The sequence below is a fragment of the Curtobacterium sp. MCSS17_011 genome, assembly GCF_003224275.1.
Lineage (GTDB): Bacteria > Actinomycetota > Actinomycetes > Actinomycetales > Microbacteriaceae > Curtobacterium.
The window spans coordinates 1-19,416 of the sequence record NZ_QKLE01000040.1 but is presented as its reverse complement, the minus strand read 5'-3'; the positions used below and the strand labels follow the sequence as shown (position 1 = coordinate 19,416).

Genomic DNA, 19,416 nt, shown 5'->3' with positions numbered 1-19,416 from the left:
AGATGTGTATAAGAGACAGCTTGCGCCCCCAGGGCGACGAAGCGCCGACGCTCCGGCGTCAGCAGGCCCGTCCTCGCCCCGATCGTGTTCGTCAGCGTGAACGCCGTTCTGTTCGTGGTGTTCTTCGTGTGGCCCGCCGTGATCGGCCTCGGCTACTCCTTCACGGACTACAACGGTGTCGTCGACCCGAAGTTCATCGGCCTCGCGAACTACTTCGAGCTCTTCGCCGACGACACCTTCTACGCCGCCCTCGGCCGCACGTTCCTGTACGCGATCGTCGCCGTCCCCCTGGGCTTCGTCCTCGCGCTGTCGATGGCGCTCATGCTCACGAGCCCCGCGGCGAAGGGCCGGAGCGTCGCCCGCATCGTGTTCTTCGTGCCGTGGCTCATCTCCCCGATCGTCACCGGTGTGATCTGGCGGTGGATGTTCGGCGAGAACTTCGGTCTGGCGAACTTCGTCATCGAGTCCCTCGGCGGCAAGGCCGTCCCGTGGCAGTCGAACGCCGACCTGTCGCTCCTGGTCGTCGTGTTCGCCACCGCGTGGGCCGGCGCCGCGTTCAACATGCTGCTGTTCGTCGCAGCGATCCGGAACGTCCCGCAGTCGTACTACGAGGCCGCTTCGCTCGACGGCGCAGGCGCATGGCACCAGTTCCGCTACATCACCCTGCCGAGCATCGCGCCGACGTCGTTCATCGTGATCCTGCTGTCGTCGCTCGGGGCGTTCAAGGAGTTCGCCACCGTCCAGGCGCTCAACGGCGGTGGTCCGGGCACCGACAACAACCTGCTGGTGCAGTACATCTACACGAACGGGTTCCAGAACGCCCACATCGGCTACGCGAGCGCAGCGTCGATGGTCCTCATGCTCATCCTCATGGCCATCGCGCTGATCCAGCTGGCCGTGAACCGCCGGACGGAGTCCCGTCGATGACCGCCACGCTCCCCACCGAGACCGACCAGACCGGAAGCGGCCGCCGAGCCGGGCGGGCCGGGCGGGCCGGGCGGACCAGGCGCTCCGGGCGGCCCGGTCGCTTCGGTCGTTCCGGTCGTTCGACGGCCACGGACGCTCCCCCGCGCCCCAAGGCCATCGCCGCCACGGCCCTGCTCTGGGTGTTCATCATCGCCTTCGGGTTCCCGGTGCTGTGGTTCGTGCTCAGTGCGTTCAAGCCGGGCGGCGAGCTGTTCTCGTACCCGCTCACCCTGCTGCCGGAGAACTGGTCGGTCGAGGGCTTCGCCGAGGCCTGGTCGAGCTACGACTTCGCGCGGTACTTCGGCAACACCGTGATCGTCGCCCTGGTCACGACGGTGCTGACGGTGTTGGCGAGCGCGGCCACCGGGTACGCCCTGGCCAAGTACGACAACAAGTGGCTCAAGGTGTTCTTCGTCTGCATCCTCGCCACGACGATGCTCCCCACCGAGGTGATCCTCGCGCCGACGTTCATCGTCATCCGCGACCTCGGCATGTACGACTCACTGGCCGGCATCATCGTGCCGTCGGTCATCACGGCGACCGGCATCTTCATGTTCCGGCAGTTCTTCATCACCGTGCCGGACGACCTGGTCGAGGCCGCCCGCATCGACGGTGCGAGCGAGTTCGGGATCTTCTGGCGGATCATGCTGCCGATCTCACGCCCGATCATGCTGACGCTCGCGATCTTCTCGTTCCAGTGGCGGTGGAACGACTACATCTGGCCGCTCCTGGTGCTCAACGACCCGAAGCAGTTCACGATCCAGATCGCCCTGCAGAGCATCGTCGGTGCCGAGAACGTGAACTGGACGGTCCTGCTCGGCGCCTCGGTCATCTCGATCATCCCGCTCGTGCTGCTCTACCTGGTGTTCCAGAAGTACGTGAACGGTGCCGACCTCAACGCGGGCCTGAAGGACTGATGGGGTTCCTCGACCTGGCCGGCCCGGCCGCCGACGCCGAGGTCGCCCGCCTGCGGCTCGCTGACGACGACCCGGCCGCGCTGCAGCACCGGGAACTGATGGCGCGTGCGCTCGCGCTGGTCGGTGCGTGGGTCCGGCAACGGCCTGGAGGACCGGATCACCCCGCGGACGACGACCTCGCCACCGCGCACGGCTGGGTCCGGCACCTCGCGGCCCGGCAGTCACCCGGTGGCACGTTCGTCGGCGGCGACAACGTGCTGTCCCCGCCGGACTCCGCGTTCACCGTCAACGACGTCTGCGACGCACTCGAACTGCTCGCGCCGCACCGGGCGACGGTGCCGGCAGCGGCTCGACTGGCCGACGACCTCGACGCGATCGTGCACCGGGCGACTCCCGCGCTGCTGGCTGGCGGGGTGCACACCCCGAACCACCGGTGGGAGATCGCGGCCGCCCTCGCCCGGGTCCACCGGCTCCACCCGTCGGCAGCGCTCGTCGAGCGCATCGACGCGTGGCTGGCCGAGGGCCCGGACATCGACGCCGACGGCCTGTGGTCGGAGCGCAGCCCGAACTACGCGTCCGCCGTGTCCGGGCCGTCGTTCCTGGTGCTCGCGTCCGTGCTCGACCGCCCCGCCCTGCTCGACCCGGTGCGCCGCTCGCTCGACGCCACGCTCGCGCTCCTGCTGCCCGATGACACCGTCGAGACCGTGCAGTCCCGTCGGCAGGACCAGTCTCAGCCGTTCGGGATCGGAGCCTTCGCGCCGCTGCTCTGGCACGTCGCGGTGCTCGACGGCCGGGGTGACCTCGCCGCGGTCGCCGCTCGGGCAGCCGTGGCCGAGATGTGGCAACCCGCCACCGTCGCCGCGCGCGCGATGACCGATCCCCTGCTCGGGCGTCCGTTGCCGGAACCCGTCGCCCTGGCTCCAGCCGTGCACACCTTCTCCGACGCACGGCTCGTGCACGTCCGCGAGCCCGACCGCAGCGTCGTGCTCTTCGCCGGGTCGGACGTCCCCACCCAGGGCCACGTCCGATCGGGGTTGGCGAACAGCCCGACGTTCCTGCGGGTCGTCGCCGGGTCGGTCGTGCTGTCCGACGTGCGGCTCTCGCGTGAGTTCTTCGGGCTCGGCCCGTTCCGGCCGACCGCGCTCGAGGCGCTCGGCGACGGGCGCTACCGGCTCGTGGAGACCGTGTCCGCCGGCTACCACCAGCCGTTGCCCGTCGGTGGCCGCCAGCCGGACGGCCGCTACCCGCTCGCCGACGAAGGACGGTTCTCCGCCGCCATGGCGTTCGGCGACCGGTCGGTCGACACGGTGGCCCTCACCACGACCGTCGACGTCGCGGTGACACCGGACGCCGTCGTCCTCGACGTCGTGACCGCGGGGGCCGAGGTGCCGTGGTCACTGCAGCTGACGTTCCGCCCCGGGGGGACCCTCACGGGCGTGCAGACCGACACCGTCACCGGGGAGCGGGTCCTGCCCGAGGCCACCGGCAGCTACCGCGTCGGAGCCGACGTCGTGACGTTCGGCCCGGGGAACGGCTCCGGTCCCGGGCAGCCGGGCTTCTACGCTCCGGGGCAGGACTACGCCTTCCTCGGCGGGACGGACCGTCCGCAGGGCGAGCACGTCCACGTCACCGGCCGAGCCCCCGGCACCACACGCGTCGTGATCGGGACCGGCCGATGACCCTGCCGGGCGTGGTGCTCGTCGGGGCCCGTGGCTACGGCCTGCACCACCGCGCGAACATCGACCGGCTCGTGGCCGCAGGTGCCTGCGCGCTGACCGCCGTCGTCGATCCCGCGCTCGGCGCGACCACCGACGCCGGTGCTCCCGTGGTGCCCGACGTGGCCGCCGCTCGGCTCCTCGGCCCGGTGGACGTCGTCGTCGTGGCGGCACCGATCGCGGCCCACCTGCCGCTCACGCTCGATGCGCTCGACGTCGGTGCCGACGTGCTGCTCGAGAAGCCCCCGGTCACCACACGTGACGCCCTCGGCGTGCTGCTCGAGGCCGAACGTCGGAACGGCCGGGTCGTGCAGGTGGGCTTCCAGAGCCTCGGTTCCGCCGCGCTGCCGGCGTTCCGCAACGGGTCGCTCGTCGGTGCCGTCCGGTCAGCGGCCGCCGTCGGCACCTGGACCCGCGACCAGGCGTACTGGGACCGCTCCCCCTGGGCAGGTCGGCGTCGGGTCGGTGGCGTCGACGTGCTCGACGGTGTCGTCACCAACCCGCTCGCCCACGCGGTGGCGACGGCTCTGGCACTCGTCGGGTGCCGCCGAGCCGGCGACGTCGCCCGGGTCGAGGTCGAGCTCTACCGGGCGAACGCGATCGAGGGCGACGACACCTCGGCTGTCCGGGTCACCACGACCGCCGGCCTCGAGGCCACCGCCGCACTCACGCTCTGCGCCACGACCGAGGTCCCGCCGACCGTGCGGGTGCGGGGCACGACGGGGGACGGTGTGCTGCACTACACGACGGACGACGTCACGATCGACGGCGCGACCGAGCACCTGCAGCGCACCGACCTGCTCGAGAACCTGCTTGCCCACCGGTCCCGCGGCGATGCGCTCCTGGTGCCGCTGGTCTCCACCGGCGCGTTCGTCGAGGTGCTCGAGGCGGTCCGCGCAGCCGAACCGGTGCAGCTCGACCACCCCTGGGTGGAGTGGGAGGGCGGCGGTCCGACCCGGCGCCCGGTCGTGACCGAGGTCGAAGCCACGATCGACCGCGCGGCCGACGCACGAGCACTGTTCTCGGAGGTGGGCGCACCGTGGGCACTCACGGCGCGCGACGAGACACTGCAGGTGCTGACCGTGGACGACGTCACGGTCGCCGTCGAGCGCGACGGGGCCGGCACGATCGCCACGTCGTCCCCGCGGCCGTACCTGCACCCGGTCCGCACCCTCGGTGGCACCGTCGTCAGCGCGCACCACCCCGGCGACCACGACTGGCACTGCGGGGTCGGCGTCGCGATCCCGGACATCGACGGTGTGAACGGCTGGGGCGGCCGCACCTACGTCCACGGCCCCGGCTACGTGTGGCGCGACGACCACGGCTCGGTCGAGGTCGTGCACGCCGAGCAGCACGGCACGACATCCACCGAGGAGCTCGTCTGGCGGGGCCCGGACCGCGCGGTGGTCCTCCGTGAGGACCGCACCCTGCGGTGGCGCGCGGTCGAATCCGGGTGGGAGCTGTCCTGGTCGTCGTCGTTCCGCGCCCACGGTCCCTCCGCCGTGCACCTCGGTGGGCCGGGCAGCAACGGCCGGGTCGGAGCGGGCTACGGTGGCTTCTTCTGGCGCTTCCCCGAGTGCACGGGGATCGTCGTCCGGACCGCCGACGCCGAGGGTGAGACCGCCGTGCACGGGTCGGCCGCTCCCTGGATCACCTGGTCCGCGGTGTTCGACGGTGGCCCGGCAACGATCCGGCTCGAGGCCGTCGACCACCGCGACCCCTGGTTCGTCCGTGCCGAGGACTACCCCGCGATCGGCTCGGCGCTGGCGTGGGACTCCCGCGCCGTCGTGCAGCCCGGCACACCGCTCGTCCGCTCGTTCCGCGCGACGATCACCGACGGCGGTACGCTCGCCGGATGAGCACCGGGGACTGGGAGTCACGCGTCGCGGCGCTGTGGGACGACGAGACGATCGACGATCAGCAGCGGATCGAGCGGATGCGCGACCTCGCCGCCGACGCTTCGCACCCCGCACTCGGCGCGTTCGAGCTCGGCGGCGCCTTCGACTCGGGCGGACACGAGGCCGACGCCGACGTGCAGTACGCGAGCGCGACCGCAGCCGGCCTGGACACCGTCGACCCGGACCGCGCCGCGAGGATGGTCGTCCAGCACGCCTCGACCCTGCGGAACCTCGGCCGGATCGACGCGGCGATCGCGATGCTCCGCGACGCCCCGGAGCACCCCGCCACCGGAGCGGCATCCCGGGTGTTCCTCGCGCTCGCCCTGCACAGCGCGGGCCGCTCCGCCGAGGCGCTGCGCGTCGCGATCGAGGCCGTCGAGCCGACGCTCCCCCGGTACCGCCGGTCCGTCCGCACCTACGCGGCGGCCCTCACCGAGGGTTGACGCGCGTCAGGCGTTCCGGCGCTGCAGCGCGTCCGCAGCCTTGCCGAGCAGCCAGTTCACGGCCCACCCCAGCACGCCGATCACGGGCAGCGCGAGGATGACCACCGTCCACAGCACCTTGACCACCTGCGTCCGTCGCCGATCGCGCCAGACCTGCACCAGCGCCACGGCCTCGAGCGCCAGCAGCACGAGGAGCACCACGGCGTGTGCCCCCGACACGTTCGTCAACACGAGCAGTCCTCTCTGCGGCGACGGTCGTCGCCCGCCTCGACGACAGTAGGGCCTGCCCGGACCCGACCGCGTCATCCGTCCGACTGACCGTGCGGTCGGGTCAGGCGATCGCGACCTCGCCCCGTGCGAGCAGTTCACGGGCCCGACCGGCGTCGGCAGCCGGTGGCCGGCCGTGCAGGGCGCGGTAGTCGCGCGAGAAGTGCGAGGCGCTCCGGTACCCGACCGCCACCGCAGCCTGGGCGGCGGTGTCACCGAGCACGATCATCCGCCGCCGGGCCTCTCCGAGCCGCAGCCGCCGCAGGTACTGCACAGGGCTCATGCCGGTGACCTGCCGGAAGCGTGCGAACAAGGTCGACTCGCTCGTCCGGACCGCCGCGGCCAGGCCCGCCACCGACCACGAGTCCGCCAACCGGTCGGTGAGCAGGGCGGTGGCCGCTGCGACGACGTCGCCGTCCCGGTTGCCGATCGCGGCCAGGAGGCGCGGTGCCTGGTCCGTCTGCAGCAGGCGGAGCACGACCTCGCGGGTGACGAGCGGGGCGAGGACCGCCATGTCCTCCGGAGCATCGAGCAGTCCGACGAGTCGGGCGAACGCGTCCGCCAGGGCCGGGGTCCAGCTGCCGAGTCGGGCTGGCGGCGCCTCGTCCTGGTGGGGGCGGGACATCGCCCTCGCGACCTCGGCCACCACCGCGGGGTCGAGCTGCCAGACGACCGCGACGAACCCCGCGGGTGGTTCGACCTCGACCACCCCGGCGATCACCGGTAGGTCGACGGGCGTGATGATGAAGCGCTCGAGACCCCAGAGCTGGTCGTCGTCGCCGACGATCGAGCGCTTCCGTCCGGCGAGGACCACCGACACCGACGGCGCGTAGCGCTGGTACCCGAGGTCGGTCGGACGGTCGACCCTCGCCAGGCGCAGTCCGAGCCGTCCGGCGCGCTCCGTGTCGTCGAGGTGGGCGAGGACGCTCTGCAGGGCACGGTCCAGCCGGTCCGAGGTGACGTCGTCCATGTGCCCATTCTGTCGAGGCATCCGACGCGAGGGGTGCCCGTACAGGATCCGGCAAGCACTCCGGAGTCCTGGGCAATCACCGCCGGGTCCGTCGGCCCCAGCATCGGAGCATGCAGACCAACGAAGCACTCCTCGACTCCCTGACAACGGACGCCCGACTGGCCGGCCACACCGCGCTGGTGACCGGCGCCTCGAGCGGCATCGGCGAAGCCGTCGCCCGTGTCCTCGCCGCTTCGGGCGCCACCGTCGCGGTCGCTGGCCGGGACCCGGGGCGCACCCAGGCCGTCGTGGACACCATCATCGCGGCTGGTGGAAGCGCGGTCGCCGTCGTCGGTGACCTGGGCGCCCGCCCCGATGTCGTCCGCGACTTCGCCGCCCGCGCCACCGAGGCCCTCGGCGGCCGGGTCGACATCCTCGTCAACAACGCCGGCGTCTACCCGGTCGGACCGACCGCACTCCTCCCCGACGAGGACGCCGAGGCGCTCTGGGCCACGAACGTCCGCGCGCCGCACGTGCTGGTCGGAGCGCTGGCTCCTGCGATGGTCGAGCGCGGCTCGGGCATCATCGTGAACATCGGCTCGTGGATGTCCCGCATCGGCGTCCCGTTCACGGCGCTCTACCCGGCGACGAAGGCCGCCGTCGAGCAGCTGACCCGTGCCTGGGCAGCCGAGTTCGGACCACACGGCGTCCGGGTGTCGACCGTGTCGCCCGGGGCCACCGCGACGCCGGGGAACGCGGACTCGCACGACGTCCTCGCGCAGATGACGGCGGGCACCCCTGCCGGAGCACCCGTCCGCCCCGTCGACGTCGCCTTCGCGGTGCGCTGGCTGGCCTCTGACGAGGCCACCTTCGTCCACGGCGGCACGATCGACGTCGACGGCGGCATCGCCGCCACCCGCCTCGGCTGAGCACGGCCCACACGAGCGGGCGGAACACCCGGGTCGGCACGCGGAGGCACCCCGCCATTCCGCCCGCTCGGCAGCGCCAGCCGACCCCGGCGAATCCCCACCACCGCGAGCGGTCACGACACACCGCTGGCAGATGGTCGAGCGGCCACGGACCGTCGCGCGGGAGCGCGCCAGGCGACCGGTCGTGACCGCTCGGCGGACGGCGTGCGCGCGGCGGTGCGCGCGGCGGTGGGCGCGACCACCGCACGGACGGGAGGCGCGGTGCGGGCCGGCACCGGGCCTCCCGTCAGGCGGTGTGGTCGCCGACCACCCGCGGGACCGGCAGCGAGTCGCTGGTCGTGCGGAGGGACTCCTGGCGGATCTCGAGCTGCGTGACGGCGAGCGCCGCCAGGTCGCGGAGGTTGGCGAGGTCGTCCTCGGTGGCCTGCCGTGGGCGGGTGTCGAGCACGGCGAGGGTCCCGATCGGCGCGCCGTCGTGCTTGACGAGCGGGACGCTGACGTAGAAGCGGATGCCGAGCGGGCCGGTGACCAGGGGGCTGTTGCGCATCTCGGGGTGCGCGGAGCCGTCCGGGATCACGACGGGGACGGGCACCGGCGCGAAGCCGTTGCGGAAGCTGATGCTCCGCGCCGCCTCGTCGACACCCTCGGCGATGTACGACTGGGACCACTCGCGGTCCTCGTCGAGCACCTCGACCAGGGCGATCGGGGCGTCGAAGAGCCGGGCCGCCATCGCCGTGGTGCGCTGCAGCGACTCGTCGGGCAGGGTGTCGAGGGTCGCCGGGCGGTCGGTCTCGGGGCGGGTCGGCACGGGGGCCGTCTCGTCGGTCGGCTCGACGACGTGGTCGGCCGTGGCGGTCTCGGCGATCACGACGTCGCGGAGCATCGTGACCAGCTCGGCGCCGAGGGGGCGGGCGGCGGGGTCCTGCGCGGTCATGGCACTGAGCAGGTGCTTCCAGTGCTCGGGCAGGGGCTCGGGGACCACAGGGTCGCGGGACAACCGGGCGACGGCGGACTCCACGAGCGAGCCCGGGAACTCGCGGCGGCGGGTGAAGCACTGCAGCAGCACGAGGCCGAGCGAGTAGACGTCGCTCGGCGGGCCCACCTCGCCCCCGCGCGCCTGCTCCGGGCTGAGGTACGCGGCAGTGCCGGTGGTCACGCCGTCGGCGGTCAGGCGTTCGACGCCGGCGGCGAGCGCGATGCCGAAGTCGGTCAGGCGAGCGCGGGCGCGGTCGGAACCGTTGCCGTAGTCGACGAGCAGGATGTTCGACGGCTTGATGTCGCGGTGCACGACGCCGTGGGCGTGGATGTAGTCGAGGGCCTCGGCCATGTCGTAGCCGATCTCGGCGATGTGCCGGGAGGCGAGCGGGCCGACGGCGAGGCGCTCCTCGAGGTCCTGCCCCACGACGAGCGACATCACGATGTAGCGCTGCTGCGTGCCGTCCTGCCCGGTGACGACACCGGCGTCGAGCAGGCTGACGAGGTTGTGGTGCTCGAGCGACGCCAGCACGCCGAGTTCGGCCTCTTGCCGGGCGATGTCGACGATGCCCGCGTGGAAGAGCTTGATCGCGACCGGGCGGTGCAGGCTCTCGTCCACGCCCCGGTAGACGACGGACATGCCGCCCTGGCCGATCGCCTGCTCCAAGCGGTACCGACCGTCGAGCAGCGGCGCGCTCGCGTCGTGTTCCTCCGTCGGGATCATCCAACCCTCGTTCTCGGCTCCGGCACCAACGATGCATCTTCGCATCCCGACGGGTATCTCGGCGACGGGCGACGTTTCGCGGCTGAACGCGCGCCGTTCGGCCTACAAGACACCGGTGTTCGCGGGTCGAACACGCGCAGACCGCGGTTCAGCGCGCGAACACCGGTGTTTTGCAGCCCCGACCCGTCAGCGACGCGTCGCGACCGTGCTCACGCGGAGGTCCTCGAAGGTGCTGGTGAAGCCGGAGCCCCCGAGCGAGATGAGCCCGACGCGGGGCGCACTGCCGAGGTCAGCCGTCCAGGTCCCGCCCCGGACGAAGTGCCGCCCGTCCAGGCTCGTGTAGGCCGTGTACCGGTCCTCACCCCGGACCTCGCGGTGGACGATCCGGAGCGTGGTGGTGTCCCCGACCGGACCGACGACCATGTTCCCGTAGCTCGGCGCCCCGGCCGGTTGCCCGGACACCTGCTTGCCGAACTCGGTCTGGCGCGTGTTGAAGATCGAGTTCGACGTCAGCCGGACGTAGTTCCCGTCGTCACCCCACACGATCAGGCCACCCTGCACGTAGTTCAGCCCGTCGCCGGTGGCCGGGGTGTCCACCCCGACCGTGGTCTGGAGCACGTAGTCCCCACGGGGCGCCGGTTCGGACAGCACCGAGGCGAGCGGCGTCGCCGGCGGGTGGATGTCGGCGTCCTGTGTCTGCCAGCGGAACGTGCCGTCCGCCACGGTCCACGTGGACGGGTCCGGCTCACGCGTCCAGGCGAGCCGGGCTGGCAGCGCTCCGGGCTCCGCTCCCGGCTGCGCAGCACCGTCGAACGAGGTCGACAGCGCGCGGATCGTGCGCCCGGGCACGTCGACCGGGGCGGTGGACGCCCGGTACGTCGGCCGCTGGCCGGGCTGCGCGACCGGCCCCGGCTGCACCGTGTCGGACGGGCCGGCACCACCGCGCACGACCGGCCAGCCGTGCTGCCAGTCGAGCGGGTCGATCAGCGCCGGTCGCTTCGTGTAGGTCGGCTGCCCCGCGTAGTACGGGTCGTTGCGGTCGGCCGCGTGGTAGACGATCCAGTCCTGGCCGGCGAAGTCGGTGACCACGGTGTTGTGGCCGGTACCGACCCACCGGTTGCCGTTCTGCGCGAGCAGCGGCGTGCCGCCGACCCGGGTGCTGGTGATCGCGACCCCGTCGCGGTCCGTGAACGGTCCGAGCGGGCTGCGTGACCGGGCGACGAAGACGCCGTAGCCGGTCAGGGCGCCGTTGCAGCAGTTCGTGGCGGAGCCCATGAAGTACCACCAGCCGCCGTGCCGCATCAGGTACGCGCCCTCGTAGCGGTTGTCGATCGCGACCTGGCGTTCGCTCGACGGGTCGGAGCGCAGCCCGTCGGTGCTGAGCCGTCGGACGTTCACCCCGCCGAAGTAGCTGCCGAAGTACAGGTAGGTCGCGCCCTTGTCCGTGATCACCTCGGGGTCGAACGCCCATCGCGCTCCGTCGCCGTTCGGTGCGGTCTGCGGTGCCACGACCGGGCCGCCGGAGTCCTTCCACGGGCCGGTCGGACTCGAGCTCGTCGCCACGCCCACCGCGGAGCCGCCGCCGGTCGGCCCCGTGGCCGACGGGGTGTCCGAGGCGGCGTAGTACAGGTACCAGGTGCCCGCGCGGCCACGTTCACCGGTGCGGTACACGACGTCCGGCGCCCAGATCCCGTTCGCGTCGCCCACCCAGTCGGGCTTCGTCGGGAACGCGTCGTTCACGTACGTCCAGTGGGTCAGGTCGGTCGACCGGTACGTCGGTACGGCGTGCTGCACCAGGGATCCGTCCGGGTTCTGCTCCTTCGCGGTGAGCGCGTCGGTGGTGCAGTACAGGTACCAGTTGCGGTCACGCCCGGCACCGTGGATCACGGTCGGGTCCGCGCAGCTCGAGGCCGTCTGCCCGTCGGGCAGGCTGAGCGCCACCGGGTTCTGGTGGCTGGGTGCTGCACGGCCGTGCCGGCTGGAGACGCTCGACGCAACGGTCGTGGTGGTGGTCGCCCGGGTGGTCCCGCCCGGCACCGCGGACGCATCCGCTGGTCCGGCCTGGAGGCCCGTGGTCGCGACGCCGAGGAACGTCACGACGGCGAGGAGTGCGGTGGACGATCGGCGCATGCCTGACCTGCTCTCGTCGTTGAGGGAGGTACTGCTGGAGGGACTGCGGGTGTCGACGGGCGACGTGCGTGAGCGTACGCTCGGCTCGACGAAGGAGTCATGCCATGCCCGCGAGGTTCGTCTACTGGATCAACGTCTCCGTCGACGGGTTCGTCGAACGGGCCCCCGGCGAGCACGACGGCCTGGACGGACCCGACTGGATCCGGATCGACGAGCCGCTGCACCGCGAGTTCAACGCCCGCGCCGCCGCGATGACCCTGTCCGTCGAGGGCCGGGTGGTGCGCGACATGATGGACCCGTTCTGGCCCGACGCCCGGCACGACGAGTCGATGCCGCAGTACCTGCGTGAGTACGGCGAGATCTGGACCGCGCAGCCGAAGGTCCTGGTGTCCCGCACCCGGACCACCGCCGACCACGACACCCGGGTCATCGGCGGCGACGGCGACGCGATCGCCGAGCTGGCCGCGATCCGTGCCTCCGGCGAAGGTGACATCGGCGTGGGTGGGCCGAGCATCGCGAGTCAGCTGCTCGATGCCGGGCTGCTCGACGAGGTCATGCTCTTCACGCACCCGTCGGTGCTCGGCGCCGGCCGGCCGCTGTTCGATCCGCCGCTCTCGGGGCACCGGCCGCTCGTGCAGCTCGACCTGCTCGAGCAGCAGCGCTACGAGAACGGCGTGACCCTGCACCGGTACGACGTCCGGCGGGCCTGAGCGCGAGCGCACCTTGTGAGCCGAGTGAGGCACTGGACCCGCACCGCGAACGACGGGAGGCGCGGTGCCGGCTGGCACCGCGCCTCCCGGCCGTGAGGTGGTCGCGTCAGACGTCGCGACGGCGCGCGAGCGTCAGGGCGAGGCCTCCGATGACGAGCACCTCGGCGGCGAGGACGCCGAAGCCACCCCAGCCGTTCAGCACGACTCCGCCGTCGTCGGCGGGGCTCGCGCCGTCGTACGAGTAGGCGTAGAGCTGGCCACCGGCCATGTCCGGCAGGAACGCCGCGATGTTCGTCGGCCACTCGACGTTCATCAGCCCGGCCATCAGGCTCAGCACCACCGGCAGGACCAGCAGGATGCCGAGCGTGATCGCGATGCCACCGGCGCTCGACCGGACGAGCAGGCCGATGCCGTAGGCGAGCAGGGCCAGCAGGGTCAGGAAGACCGACGAGCCGAGGATCGGCAGGAACACCGACGGGTCACCGATCTCCGGCTCGACACCGTTGCCCGCCAGCAGCGGGAGCGAGATGAGGACGCCGATCCAGGTGGCGACGGCGCTGACCACGAACGTCGTGAGGGCGAGGACGGTGGCCTTCGCCAGGATCACGCCGGTGCGACGGGGGTCGGCGGTGAAGGTCGAGCGGACCTGGCCCGTGCCGTACTCGCCGGTGATGATGAGGACGCCGAGCACGCCGACGACGAGCGACGAGAGCAGGACGCCGACGGTGTTGGCGTTCACCACGGTGCCGTTGGCGATGTCCGTCGGCAGGTCCTGCCCGCCGCTGTTCGTGTTCGCTCCGACCAGCGCAGCCATGCCGATGGTGACGACCACGAGGATCGCGTAGCACCAGAACGTGGACCGGATGCTGCGGAGCTTGATCCACTCGCTCCGCACCAGGTGCGGGAAGGACAGTCTGGTCGAGCCGTGCATCCGGGTCGACGGCGTGGTGGGCGAGGTGGTGGCGCTCATCGGGTGCCCTCCGATCGGTACTCGACGTCGTCGCGGGTGAGGGCCATGTAGGCCTCTTCGAGGCTCGCGCCGGTCGGGGTGAGTTCGTGCAGGGGGACGCCGGCCTGCGCGGCGATGTTGCCGACCGTCGGCGCGTCGGGCCCGACGACGAGGAACGAGCCGTCCTCGCGCTGGGTGACCGCGGCGTTCGGGCCGATCGCGTTGAACAGGCCGTTCGGGTCCGGGGTGCGGACGATGACGCGGCTGACGGCGGCATCGGTGCCGGCAGCGGCGCCACCACCGGCGACGAACTCGGCGATCGGAGCGTCGGCGAGGACCTTGCCCCGGCCGAGCACGACCACGCGGTCGGCGGTCTGTGCCATCTCGCTCATCAGGTGGCTGGAGAGGAACACGGTGCGGCCGTCGGCGGCCATCCGGCGGGCGAGTTGCCGCACCCACACGACGCCGTCGGGGTCGAGGCCGTTCACGGGCTCGTCGAGGATCAGGGTCTTCGGGTCACCGAGCAGTGCGGCAGCGATTCCCAGGCGCTGCCCCATGCCGAGCGAGAACCCGCCGACGCGCTTCTTCGCGACGGAGTCGAGGCCGGTCATGTCGATGACCTCGTGCACGCGGGACTTCGGGATGCCGTGGGTCGCCGCGAGGGAGAGCAGGTGGTTGTAGGCGCTGCGCCCCGAGTGGACGGCCTTCGCCTCGAGCAGGGCGCCGACCTGCCGGAGTGGGTCGCGGAAGCTCGTGTAGGGCTGGCCGTTCACGGTGGCGCTGCCCGACGTGGGCCGGTCGAGCCCCATGATCATGCGCATCGTGGTGGACTTCCCGGCGCCGTTGGGCCCGAGGAAGCCGGTCACACTGCCGGGACGCACGACGAAGGAGACGTCGTCCACGGCGGTCTTCGGACCGTACTGTTTGGTGAGATGGCTGACTTCGATCACGGCCTCGACGCTACGGGAGGGGCCGTCGGCGCCGCGTCCGCCGTTGGGGGGAGATGTGTGCTCCCGCAGGGTGACGCGGGCTGACGCTGGGTTTCGGCGCGCGGCGCTGCGCGGCGGGGTTTCGCACTGGGCGACAGTTCACGCGCGCGGCGGGCCGTGAGGTGTCGCTGAACACGAAGTGATCAGGCGGGGTGATGCGCCGGGCGTTCATCGCCAGGGTCGCGAGCGAACGCGAGGCTTCGGCCAGACTGCATCGCTCCTGTTCGGGCCCTCACCAGGACGGGGAGGCGTCCGCGTCGACCTCGTACGCCTCGAACCGGTCGTCGGCCAGGATCGTGTCGACCAGCGACCGCGACCCGGCGACGATCGTCGAGTCCCAGTCGATCTCGGTGGCGAGCACCCACTCGTGCCCCTCGGGCCAGAGCATCTGCGGGGTGTGCCCGAAGTCGACGTACGTGCCCACGCGGGCGTCGTCCGTCCAGGACGGGTCGCTGAGCTGCGACAGGGACATCGAGAGCAGGAAGCACTCGCGGGCTGGCCACATGAACCGCGGACCCGCGAGCGACTCCCTGAGCGCAGCCTGCTCCCGCCGGTGCTGCGCCTGCACCCGGGCCATGTACTCCTGCATCTCGGCGCGCTCGGCTGCCGTCGGTTCGCCCCCGCCCTGCCACCCGAAGCCCATCGTCGAGCTCCCGCTCAGGTCACCCCACCCGTCCCAGATCGCACCCACCAGATCGTTCGGCGTCGACGTCGCCTCGGCGAGGAGCTCGGTGAGCGCGGCGAGCGCGGCGAGCTGCGTCGGCTCGTACCAGCCCTCCTCGGGCGGGTGGACGAGCCAGCCGTCCTCGAAGGACAGGTCCGACTCGTCGTCCCGACCGCTGATGGCCTGCCACGACACAAGAGGGTCGATCGTTCGACGGGTGCGCTCGGCGACGTCGGCCCAGCGCCACCCGGCCGTTTCGAGGACCGGGTGTTCGCCGTGCTCGTCAACGGTCGTGCGGTCTTCGCGATCCGCTCGGAGCGGGTGCAGGATCCGGACGTACGCCTCGAAGCCGGTGCTTGCGACGCCGCCGAACGTGGCGAACGAGCCGGCCCGGGCCAGCAGCCAGTCGCCGCGCGAGACGTCCTTGATCAGTTCCACGTGTCGAGCCCTGGTCAGCCGTGCAGGTCAGTCGGCCTGCGGGCGGGGTACGCGGAGGCCGGGGAACTCGTCGTCCCGCCACTCCCCCTCGGCGCGCGTGCCGTTGCTCACCGACTGCTCCTCGCGCTCCCGCAGCTCCACGCGGCGGATCTTGCCCGAGATGGTCTTCGGGAGCTCCGCGAACTCGACGCGGCGGACACGCGCGTAGGCGGGGAGAGCCGTGCGTGCGTACTCCAGCACCTGCCTGGCGGTGTCGGCCGACGCCTCCCATCCGGTGGCCAACGCGACGTACGCCTTGACGACGTTGAGACGGGCCTCGTCAGGTGCCGGGACGACCGCACTCTCGGCCACGGCCGGGTGCTCCAGCAGCGCACTCTCCACCTCGAACGGCGACACCTTGTAGTCGGAGGACTTGAACACGTCGTCGGTGCGGCCGATGAAGGTCAGCTCGCCGTCGGCATCGCGGACGGCGATGTCGCCGGTGTGGAAGAAGCCGTCGCGCATCGACGAGGCCGTGCGGTCTGGGTCGCCGAGGTACTCGGCCATCAGGTTGACGGGCCGCTCGGTGAGGTCGAGGCAGACCTCGCCCTCGTCGCCCGGTTCGCCGGACACGGGGTCGAGCAGCGTCACGGTCACACCGGGGAGCGGCTTGCCCATCGCGCCGGGCGTCACGGCGGCACCCGGGGCGTTGCCGATGATCGCCGTCGTCTCGGTCTGCCCGTAGCCGTCGCGGATGGTGAGCCCCCACGCCGCCTCGACCCGGCCGATGACCTCGGGGTTGAGCGGCTCGCCGGCCGAGATGAGCTCACGGAGCGCGCGCGGCTTGACGCCGAGGTCGGACTGCAGCATCATCCGCCACGCGGTCGGCGGCGCGCAGAACGTGTTGACCTCGGCCCGCTCGAGCTGCGCGAGGAGTGCAGCGGGGTCGAAGCGTGCGGTGTTGTGGATGAACACGGTGGCCTCCGCGATCCACGGCGCGAAGAAGCAGCTCCAGGCGTGCTTGCCCCACCCGGGCGAGCTGATCGTCAGGTGCACGTCACCGGGCCGGACGCCGAGCCAGTACATCGTGCTGAGGTGCCCGACCGGGTACGACGTCTGGGTGTGCACGACCATCTTCGGCTTCGACGTCGTGCCGGACGTGAAGTAGACCAGGCACGGGTCGGTCGTGCGGGTGACGACCTGGGGACGGACCTCGTCGGTGGGAGCGGGCTCGCCCAGGTCACTCGGGTACTCCGTCCACCCGTCAGCGGGACCGCCGATGACGATGCGCGTGAAGGACCCGCGGACGTCGTCGTACTTGTGCGTCTCGCCGCGGTTCGTGACGACGTGCGCCACCGAGCCCCGGTCGACGCGGTCCTGCAGGTCGGCGGTGTCGAGCATCGTCGAGGTCGGCAGGATGACCGCACCGAGCTTGATCACGGCGAGCATGGTCTCCCAGAGCTCGAGCTGGTTGCCGAGCATGACGAGGACGTGGTCGCCCTGCTGCACGCCGAAGCCGTGCAGACGCGCGGCGAGCCGATCGGACCGTGCGGCCATCTCGGCGTAGCTGAACCGCTGCTCACGACCGTCCTCCTCGACGATCCAGAGCGCGGTGCGGCTGTTGTCGGTCGCGATGACGTCGAACCAGTCGGTCGCCCAGTTGAACGTGTCGCCGACGTCCGGCCAGCGGAACCCGGCGCGTGCCGCTTCCGGAGAGTCCGCGGCGAGGAGCTGGTCGCGGGCGGCACGGTACGCGGCGGTCGGGTTCACATCAGGCACGGACCGATCATGCCGCATCCGTCTCAGAGCCGATCGATCACGCGAGTTCCCGGAGCCAGCGGTCGAGCCAGGGAATGATGCGCGAGAGGTCGTCCGCGTCGATCGCGTCACTCGCAGCCGCACGTGCCGCCGGACTCGCGTTGAGCGCCAACGCACTGGGGAGCGCCTGGAAGAGCGGGATGTCCGAGCGGCTGTCGCCGATGGCGCAGCAGTGTTCGATCGGCACACCGAGGTCACGAGCGAGCGCGAGCGCCCGGTCCCGCTTGTCGAACTCGTCGAAGTGCTCGGCGACGGTGCCGTCGTGGATGCCGCCGTGCTCGCCGACTCGGGGCCCGCCGTTCGGGACGAACCCGAACCGCCGCGCGAGGGAACGGGTCACGGGCTGCCACGCGAGCGACGCGAGCACGGGTTCGACGTCGTGGGCACGGCACCACGCGACAACGGTCTCGGTTCCGGGCAACACCGGCAGGTCGTCGAGCCACCGGCCGACCGTCGCGACGGACGTGCCACGCCACCCGAGTGCGTCGACCTCACTGACCTGCTGGTTGGTGAGCGCACCGTCGGCGTAGCGGGCTTCTGCATCGTCGAGCGCGTCCTGGTGCCCGAACCGGGCGGCGAGGAAACTGCTGCTGGAACCGGGCCTGACGAGGGTTCCGTCGACGTCGAAGAAGACGATGCCGACGGTCACTGCCGGCCGCTCCCCCGCACGACCGCACCGAGCACCCGGATCGTCTCGTCGGTGTCGACGTGCAGGTGCGCCCCGATGCCGAGCGCACGTGCGGCCTCGATGTTCTCGGGCACGTCGTCCACGAAGAACACCTCGTCCGGGGCCGCCCCGAGGCGCTCGAGCGTGATGCGGAACGCCTCGACGTCGGGCTTGTTCACACCGATCTCGTGGGAGTAGCAGATCGGGTCGAACACCGCCGAGAACCGGAAGCGCCGCTCCTCTTCCTCACGGGCGCCGTCGCCCGAGTTCGACAGGATCGCGAGGCCGATCGTGCCGCGGAGTCGGGCGAGGAAGTCGTACAACGGCTGGTTCAGGGTTCCGCAGTACGCATCCCAGAAGTCGGCCCGCATGACGGCGAGCTGGTCGGCCCCCAGCCCGAGTGCCGTGCCGATCGCGCCCCAGTACCGGTCGACGACGCCGGACTGACGGGAGGCATCGGGCAGGTCGGCCGCGACGAGGCGTGCGGAGAAGCCGTCCGTCGTCATCCCGAGACGCTCGGCCCACCGCGCCCGGAAGTGCCCGGGCCAGGCGGCGTCGTCGACGATTTCGAGGACCCCGCCCACGTCGGACAGCAGCCACCGCACGGCGGGCCCGGCAGCGCCGGCCGTCCCGCCGCTCACGGCGATCCCCGCAGCTGCCGGATCATCTCGATCTCGAGTTCGCTCGGATCGAGGACGTACGCCTCGGTCGCACCCGTCGGCTCGTAGCCACGTCGGGCGTAGAAGGCCTGCGCACGGGTGTTCCCCTCGTGCACGTGCAGCCGCAGTGCCGACCCGTGTGCAGCCGCCCACACCTCGATCTCGTCGAGCAACGCATCGGCGACGCCGGCGGAACGACCCCGGTGCGACGGTGCGACGTAGACGCCGACCAGGAGCGGCCCGACCCGGGAGCCGGGTACGAACACCCCCATCGTCCCGAGCCACCGTCCGTCGGCACCGATCGCGGCGAGAGTCGTCCCGCCGACGTCGTGCTCACGGCGGCCGCGTCGACGCCAGTCACGCTCCTGCAGTCGCTCCGCGTCGGCGAGCCGCTCCCCGTACGCCTTCGGGGTGTCCCGGAGCATCTCGAGCCGCAGCGCCCGCACGGACTCCCAGTCGTCCTCCGTGGTCGGTCGGATCGTCGTTCCCCGCATGACCCGAGCCTAGGGGTGACAGGCCCGGAGAACTCGTCCCAATCCGACTGGCGGACGACGCCGAATCACCTGCAACGACCGGGAAACACCCGGAGCGCTCACCAGCCGCACATCGCTGGTTCTCCACCCCATCCGA

General features: G+C 71.9%; 18 protein-coding genes. 7 read left to right on the top strand and 11 right to left on the bottom strand.

The features are described 5' to 3' along the window. The first annotated feature begins 96 nt into the window (after positions 1-96). The 5 genes from DEJ17_RS16805 to DEJ17_RS16785 are packed head-to-tail and all read left to right on the top strand — an operon-like array spanning position 97 to position 5,939. Positions 97-927, top strand: coding sequence for a carbohydrate ABC transporter permease (locus DEJ17_RS16805; protein WP_258366877.1), 831 nt, complete (start codon positions 97-99; stop codon positions 925-927). Beyond that, a complete protein-coding gene (locus DEJ17_RS16800) occupies positions 924-1,883 on the top strand; it encodes a carbohydrate ABC transporter permease (RefSeq protein WP_258366876.1) in 960 nt (319 codons plus the stop codon). Before DEJ17_RS16805 ends, DEJ17_RS16800 begins: the two co-directional genes overlap by 4 nt. Beyond that, positions 1,883-3,562, top strand: a complete 1,680-nt coding sequence (locus DEJ17_RS16795) for a hypothetical protein (protein ID WP_110895477.1) — start codon at positions 1,883-1,885, stop codon at positions 3,560-3,562. Before DEJ17_RS16800 ends, DEJ17_RS16795 begins: the two co-directional genes overlap by 1 nt. Continuing rightward, entirely contained in the window at positions 3,559-5,457 is a 1,899-nt protein-coding gene (locus tag DEJ17_RS16790; RefSeq protein ID WP_110895474.1) for a DUF6807 family protein, read from the top strand. Before DEJ17_RS16795 ends, DEJ17_RS16790 begins: the two co-directional genes overlap by 4 nt. Then, positions 5,454-5,939 carry a tetratricopeptide repeat protein gene (locus DEJ17_RS16785; protein ID WP_110895472.1) on the top strand — a complete coding sequence of 162 codons (486 nt, stop codon included), beginning with the start codon at positions 5,454-5,456 and terminating at the stop codon, positions 5,937-5,939. Before DEJ17_RS16790 ends, DEJ17_RS16785 begins: the two co-directional genes overlap by 4 nt. A 6-nt stretch (positions 5,940-5,945) precedes the next feature. Here DEJ17_RS16785 and DEJ17_RS16780 read toward each other — a convergent pair whose 3' ends face one another. Beyond that, on the bottom strand, positions 5,946-6,158 hold the full coding sequence (locus DEJ17_RS16780) for a PLDc N-terminal domain-containing protein (protein ID WP_239001530.1): 213 nt from the start codon (positions 6,156-6,158) through the stop codon (positions 5,946-5,948). 112 nt (positions 6,159-6,270) lie between these two features. Further along, positions 6,271-7,176 carry an AraC family transcriptional regulator gene (locus DEJ17_RS16775; RefSeq protein WP_110895468.1) on the bottom strand — a complete coding sequence of 302 codons (906 nt, stop codon included), beginning with the start codon at positions 7,174-7,176 and terminating at the stop codon, positions 6,271-6,273. 110 nt (positions 7,177-7,286) lie between these two features. On the opposite strand from DEJ17_RS16775, the gene DEJ17_RS16770 reads away from it, so the two are divergent. Continuing rightward, the gene (locus tag DEJ17_RS16770; protein WP_110895466.1) at positions 7,287-8,084 is read left to right on the top strand and encodes an SDR family NAD(P)-dependent oxidoreductase; all 798 of its coding nucleotides are present in this window, start codon (positions 7,287-7,289) and stop codon (positions 8,082-8,084) included. 286 nt (positions 8,085-8,370) lie between these two features. On the opposite strand, the gene DEJ17_RS17930 is transcribed toward DEJ17_RS16770, so the two are convergent. Further along, on the bottom strand, positions 8,371-9,783 hold the full coding sequence (locus DEJ17_RS17930) for a GAF domain-containing serine/threonine-protein kinase (protein WP_111091478.1): 1,413 nt from the start codon (positions 9,781-9,783) through the stop codon (positions 8,371-8,373). Positions 9,784-9,969: 186 nt separating this feature from the next. Further along, positions 9,970-11,913: a family 43 glycosylhydrolase gene (locus DEJ17_RS16760; protein ID WP_110895464.1), complete on the bottom strand. Its 1,944-nt coding sequence runs from the start codon at positions 11,911-11,913 to the stop codon at positions 9,970-9,972. Between the two features lie 104 nt (positions 11,914-12,017). Between DEJ17_RS16760 and DEJ17_RS16755 the strand changes: the two genes are divergently transcribed. Continuing rightward, a complete protein-coding gene (locus DEJ17_RS16755) occupies positions 12,018-12,623 on the top strand; it encodes a dihydrofolate reductase family protein (RefSeq protein ID WP_110895462.1) in 606 nt (201 codons plus the stop codon). A 106-nt stretch (positions 12,624-12,729) separates the two neighbouring features. On the opposite strand, the gene DEJ17_RS16750 is transcribed toward DEJ17_RS16755, so the two are convergent. From DEJ17_RS16750 to DEJ17_RS16720, 7 genes are all read right to left on the bottom strand, one after another. Then, positions 12,730-13,593, bottom strand: a complete 864-nt coding sequence (locus DEJ17_RS16750) for an ABC transporter permease (protein ID WP_110895459.1) — start codon at positions 13,591-13,593, stop codon at positions 12,730-12,732. Continuing rightward, the gene (locus DEJ17_RS16745; protein WP_071406056.1) at positions 13,590-14,522 is read right to left on the bottom strand and encodes an ABC transporter ATP-binding protein; all 933 of its coding nucleotides are present in this window, start codon (positions 14,520-14,522) and stop codon (positions 13,590-13,592) included. The genes DEJ17_RS16750 and DEJ17_RS16745 overlap by 4 nt, the downstream gene beginning before the upstream one ends. 271 nt (positions 14,523-14,793) lie before the next feature. Continuing rightward, positions 14,794-15,663, bottom strand: a complete 870-nt coding sequence (locus DEJ17_RS16740; RefSeq protein ID WP_110895457.1) for a hypothetical protein — start codon at positions 15,661-15,663, stop codon at positions 14,794-14,796. A 27-nt stretch (positions 15,664-15,690) separates the two neighbouring features. After that, the gene (locus DEJ17_RS16735; protein WP_110895456.1) at positions 15,691-17,439 is read right to left on the bottom strand and encodes an AMP-binding protein; all 1,749 of its coding nucleotides are present in this window, start codon (positions 17,437-17,439) and stop codon (positions 15,691-15,693) included. A gap of 19 nt (positions 17,440-17,458) precedes the next feature. Beyond that, positions 17,459-18,109 (bottom strand): HAD family phosphatase, encoded by a 651-nt coding sequence (locus DEJ17_RS16730; RefSeq protein WP_110895454.1) that lies wholly within the window; start codon positions 18,107-18,109, stop codon positions 17,459-17,461. Then, a complete protein-coding gene (locus DEJ17_RS16725; protein WP_110895452.1) occupies positions 18,106-18,768 on the bottom strand; it encodes an HAD-IA family hydrolase in 663 nt (220 codons plus the stop codon). Before DEJ17_RS16725 ends, DEJ17_RS16730 begins: the two co-directional genes overlap by 4 nt. After that, positions 18,765-19,280: a GNAT family N-acetyltransferase gene (locus DEJ17_RS16720; RefSeq protein ID WP_110895450.1), complete on the bottom strand. Its 516-nt coding sequence runs from the start codon at positions 19,278-19,280 to the stop codon at positions 18,765-18,767. Before DEJ17_RS16720 ends, DEJ17_RS16725 begins: the two co-directional genes overlap by 4 nt. Positions 19,281-19,416: the final 136 nt, after the last annotated feature.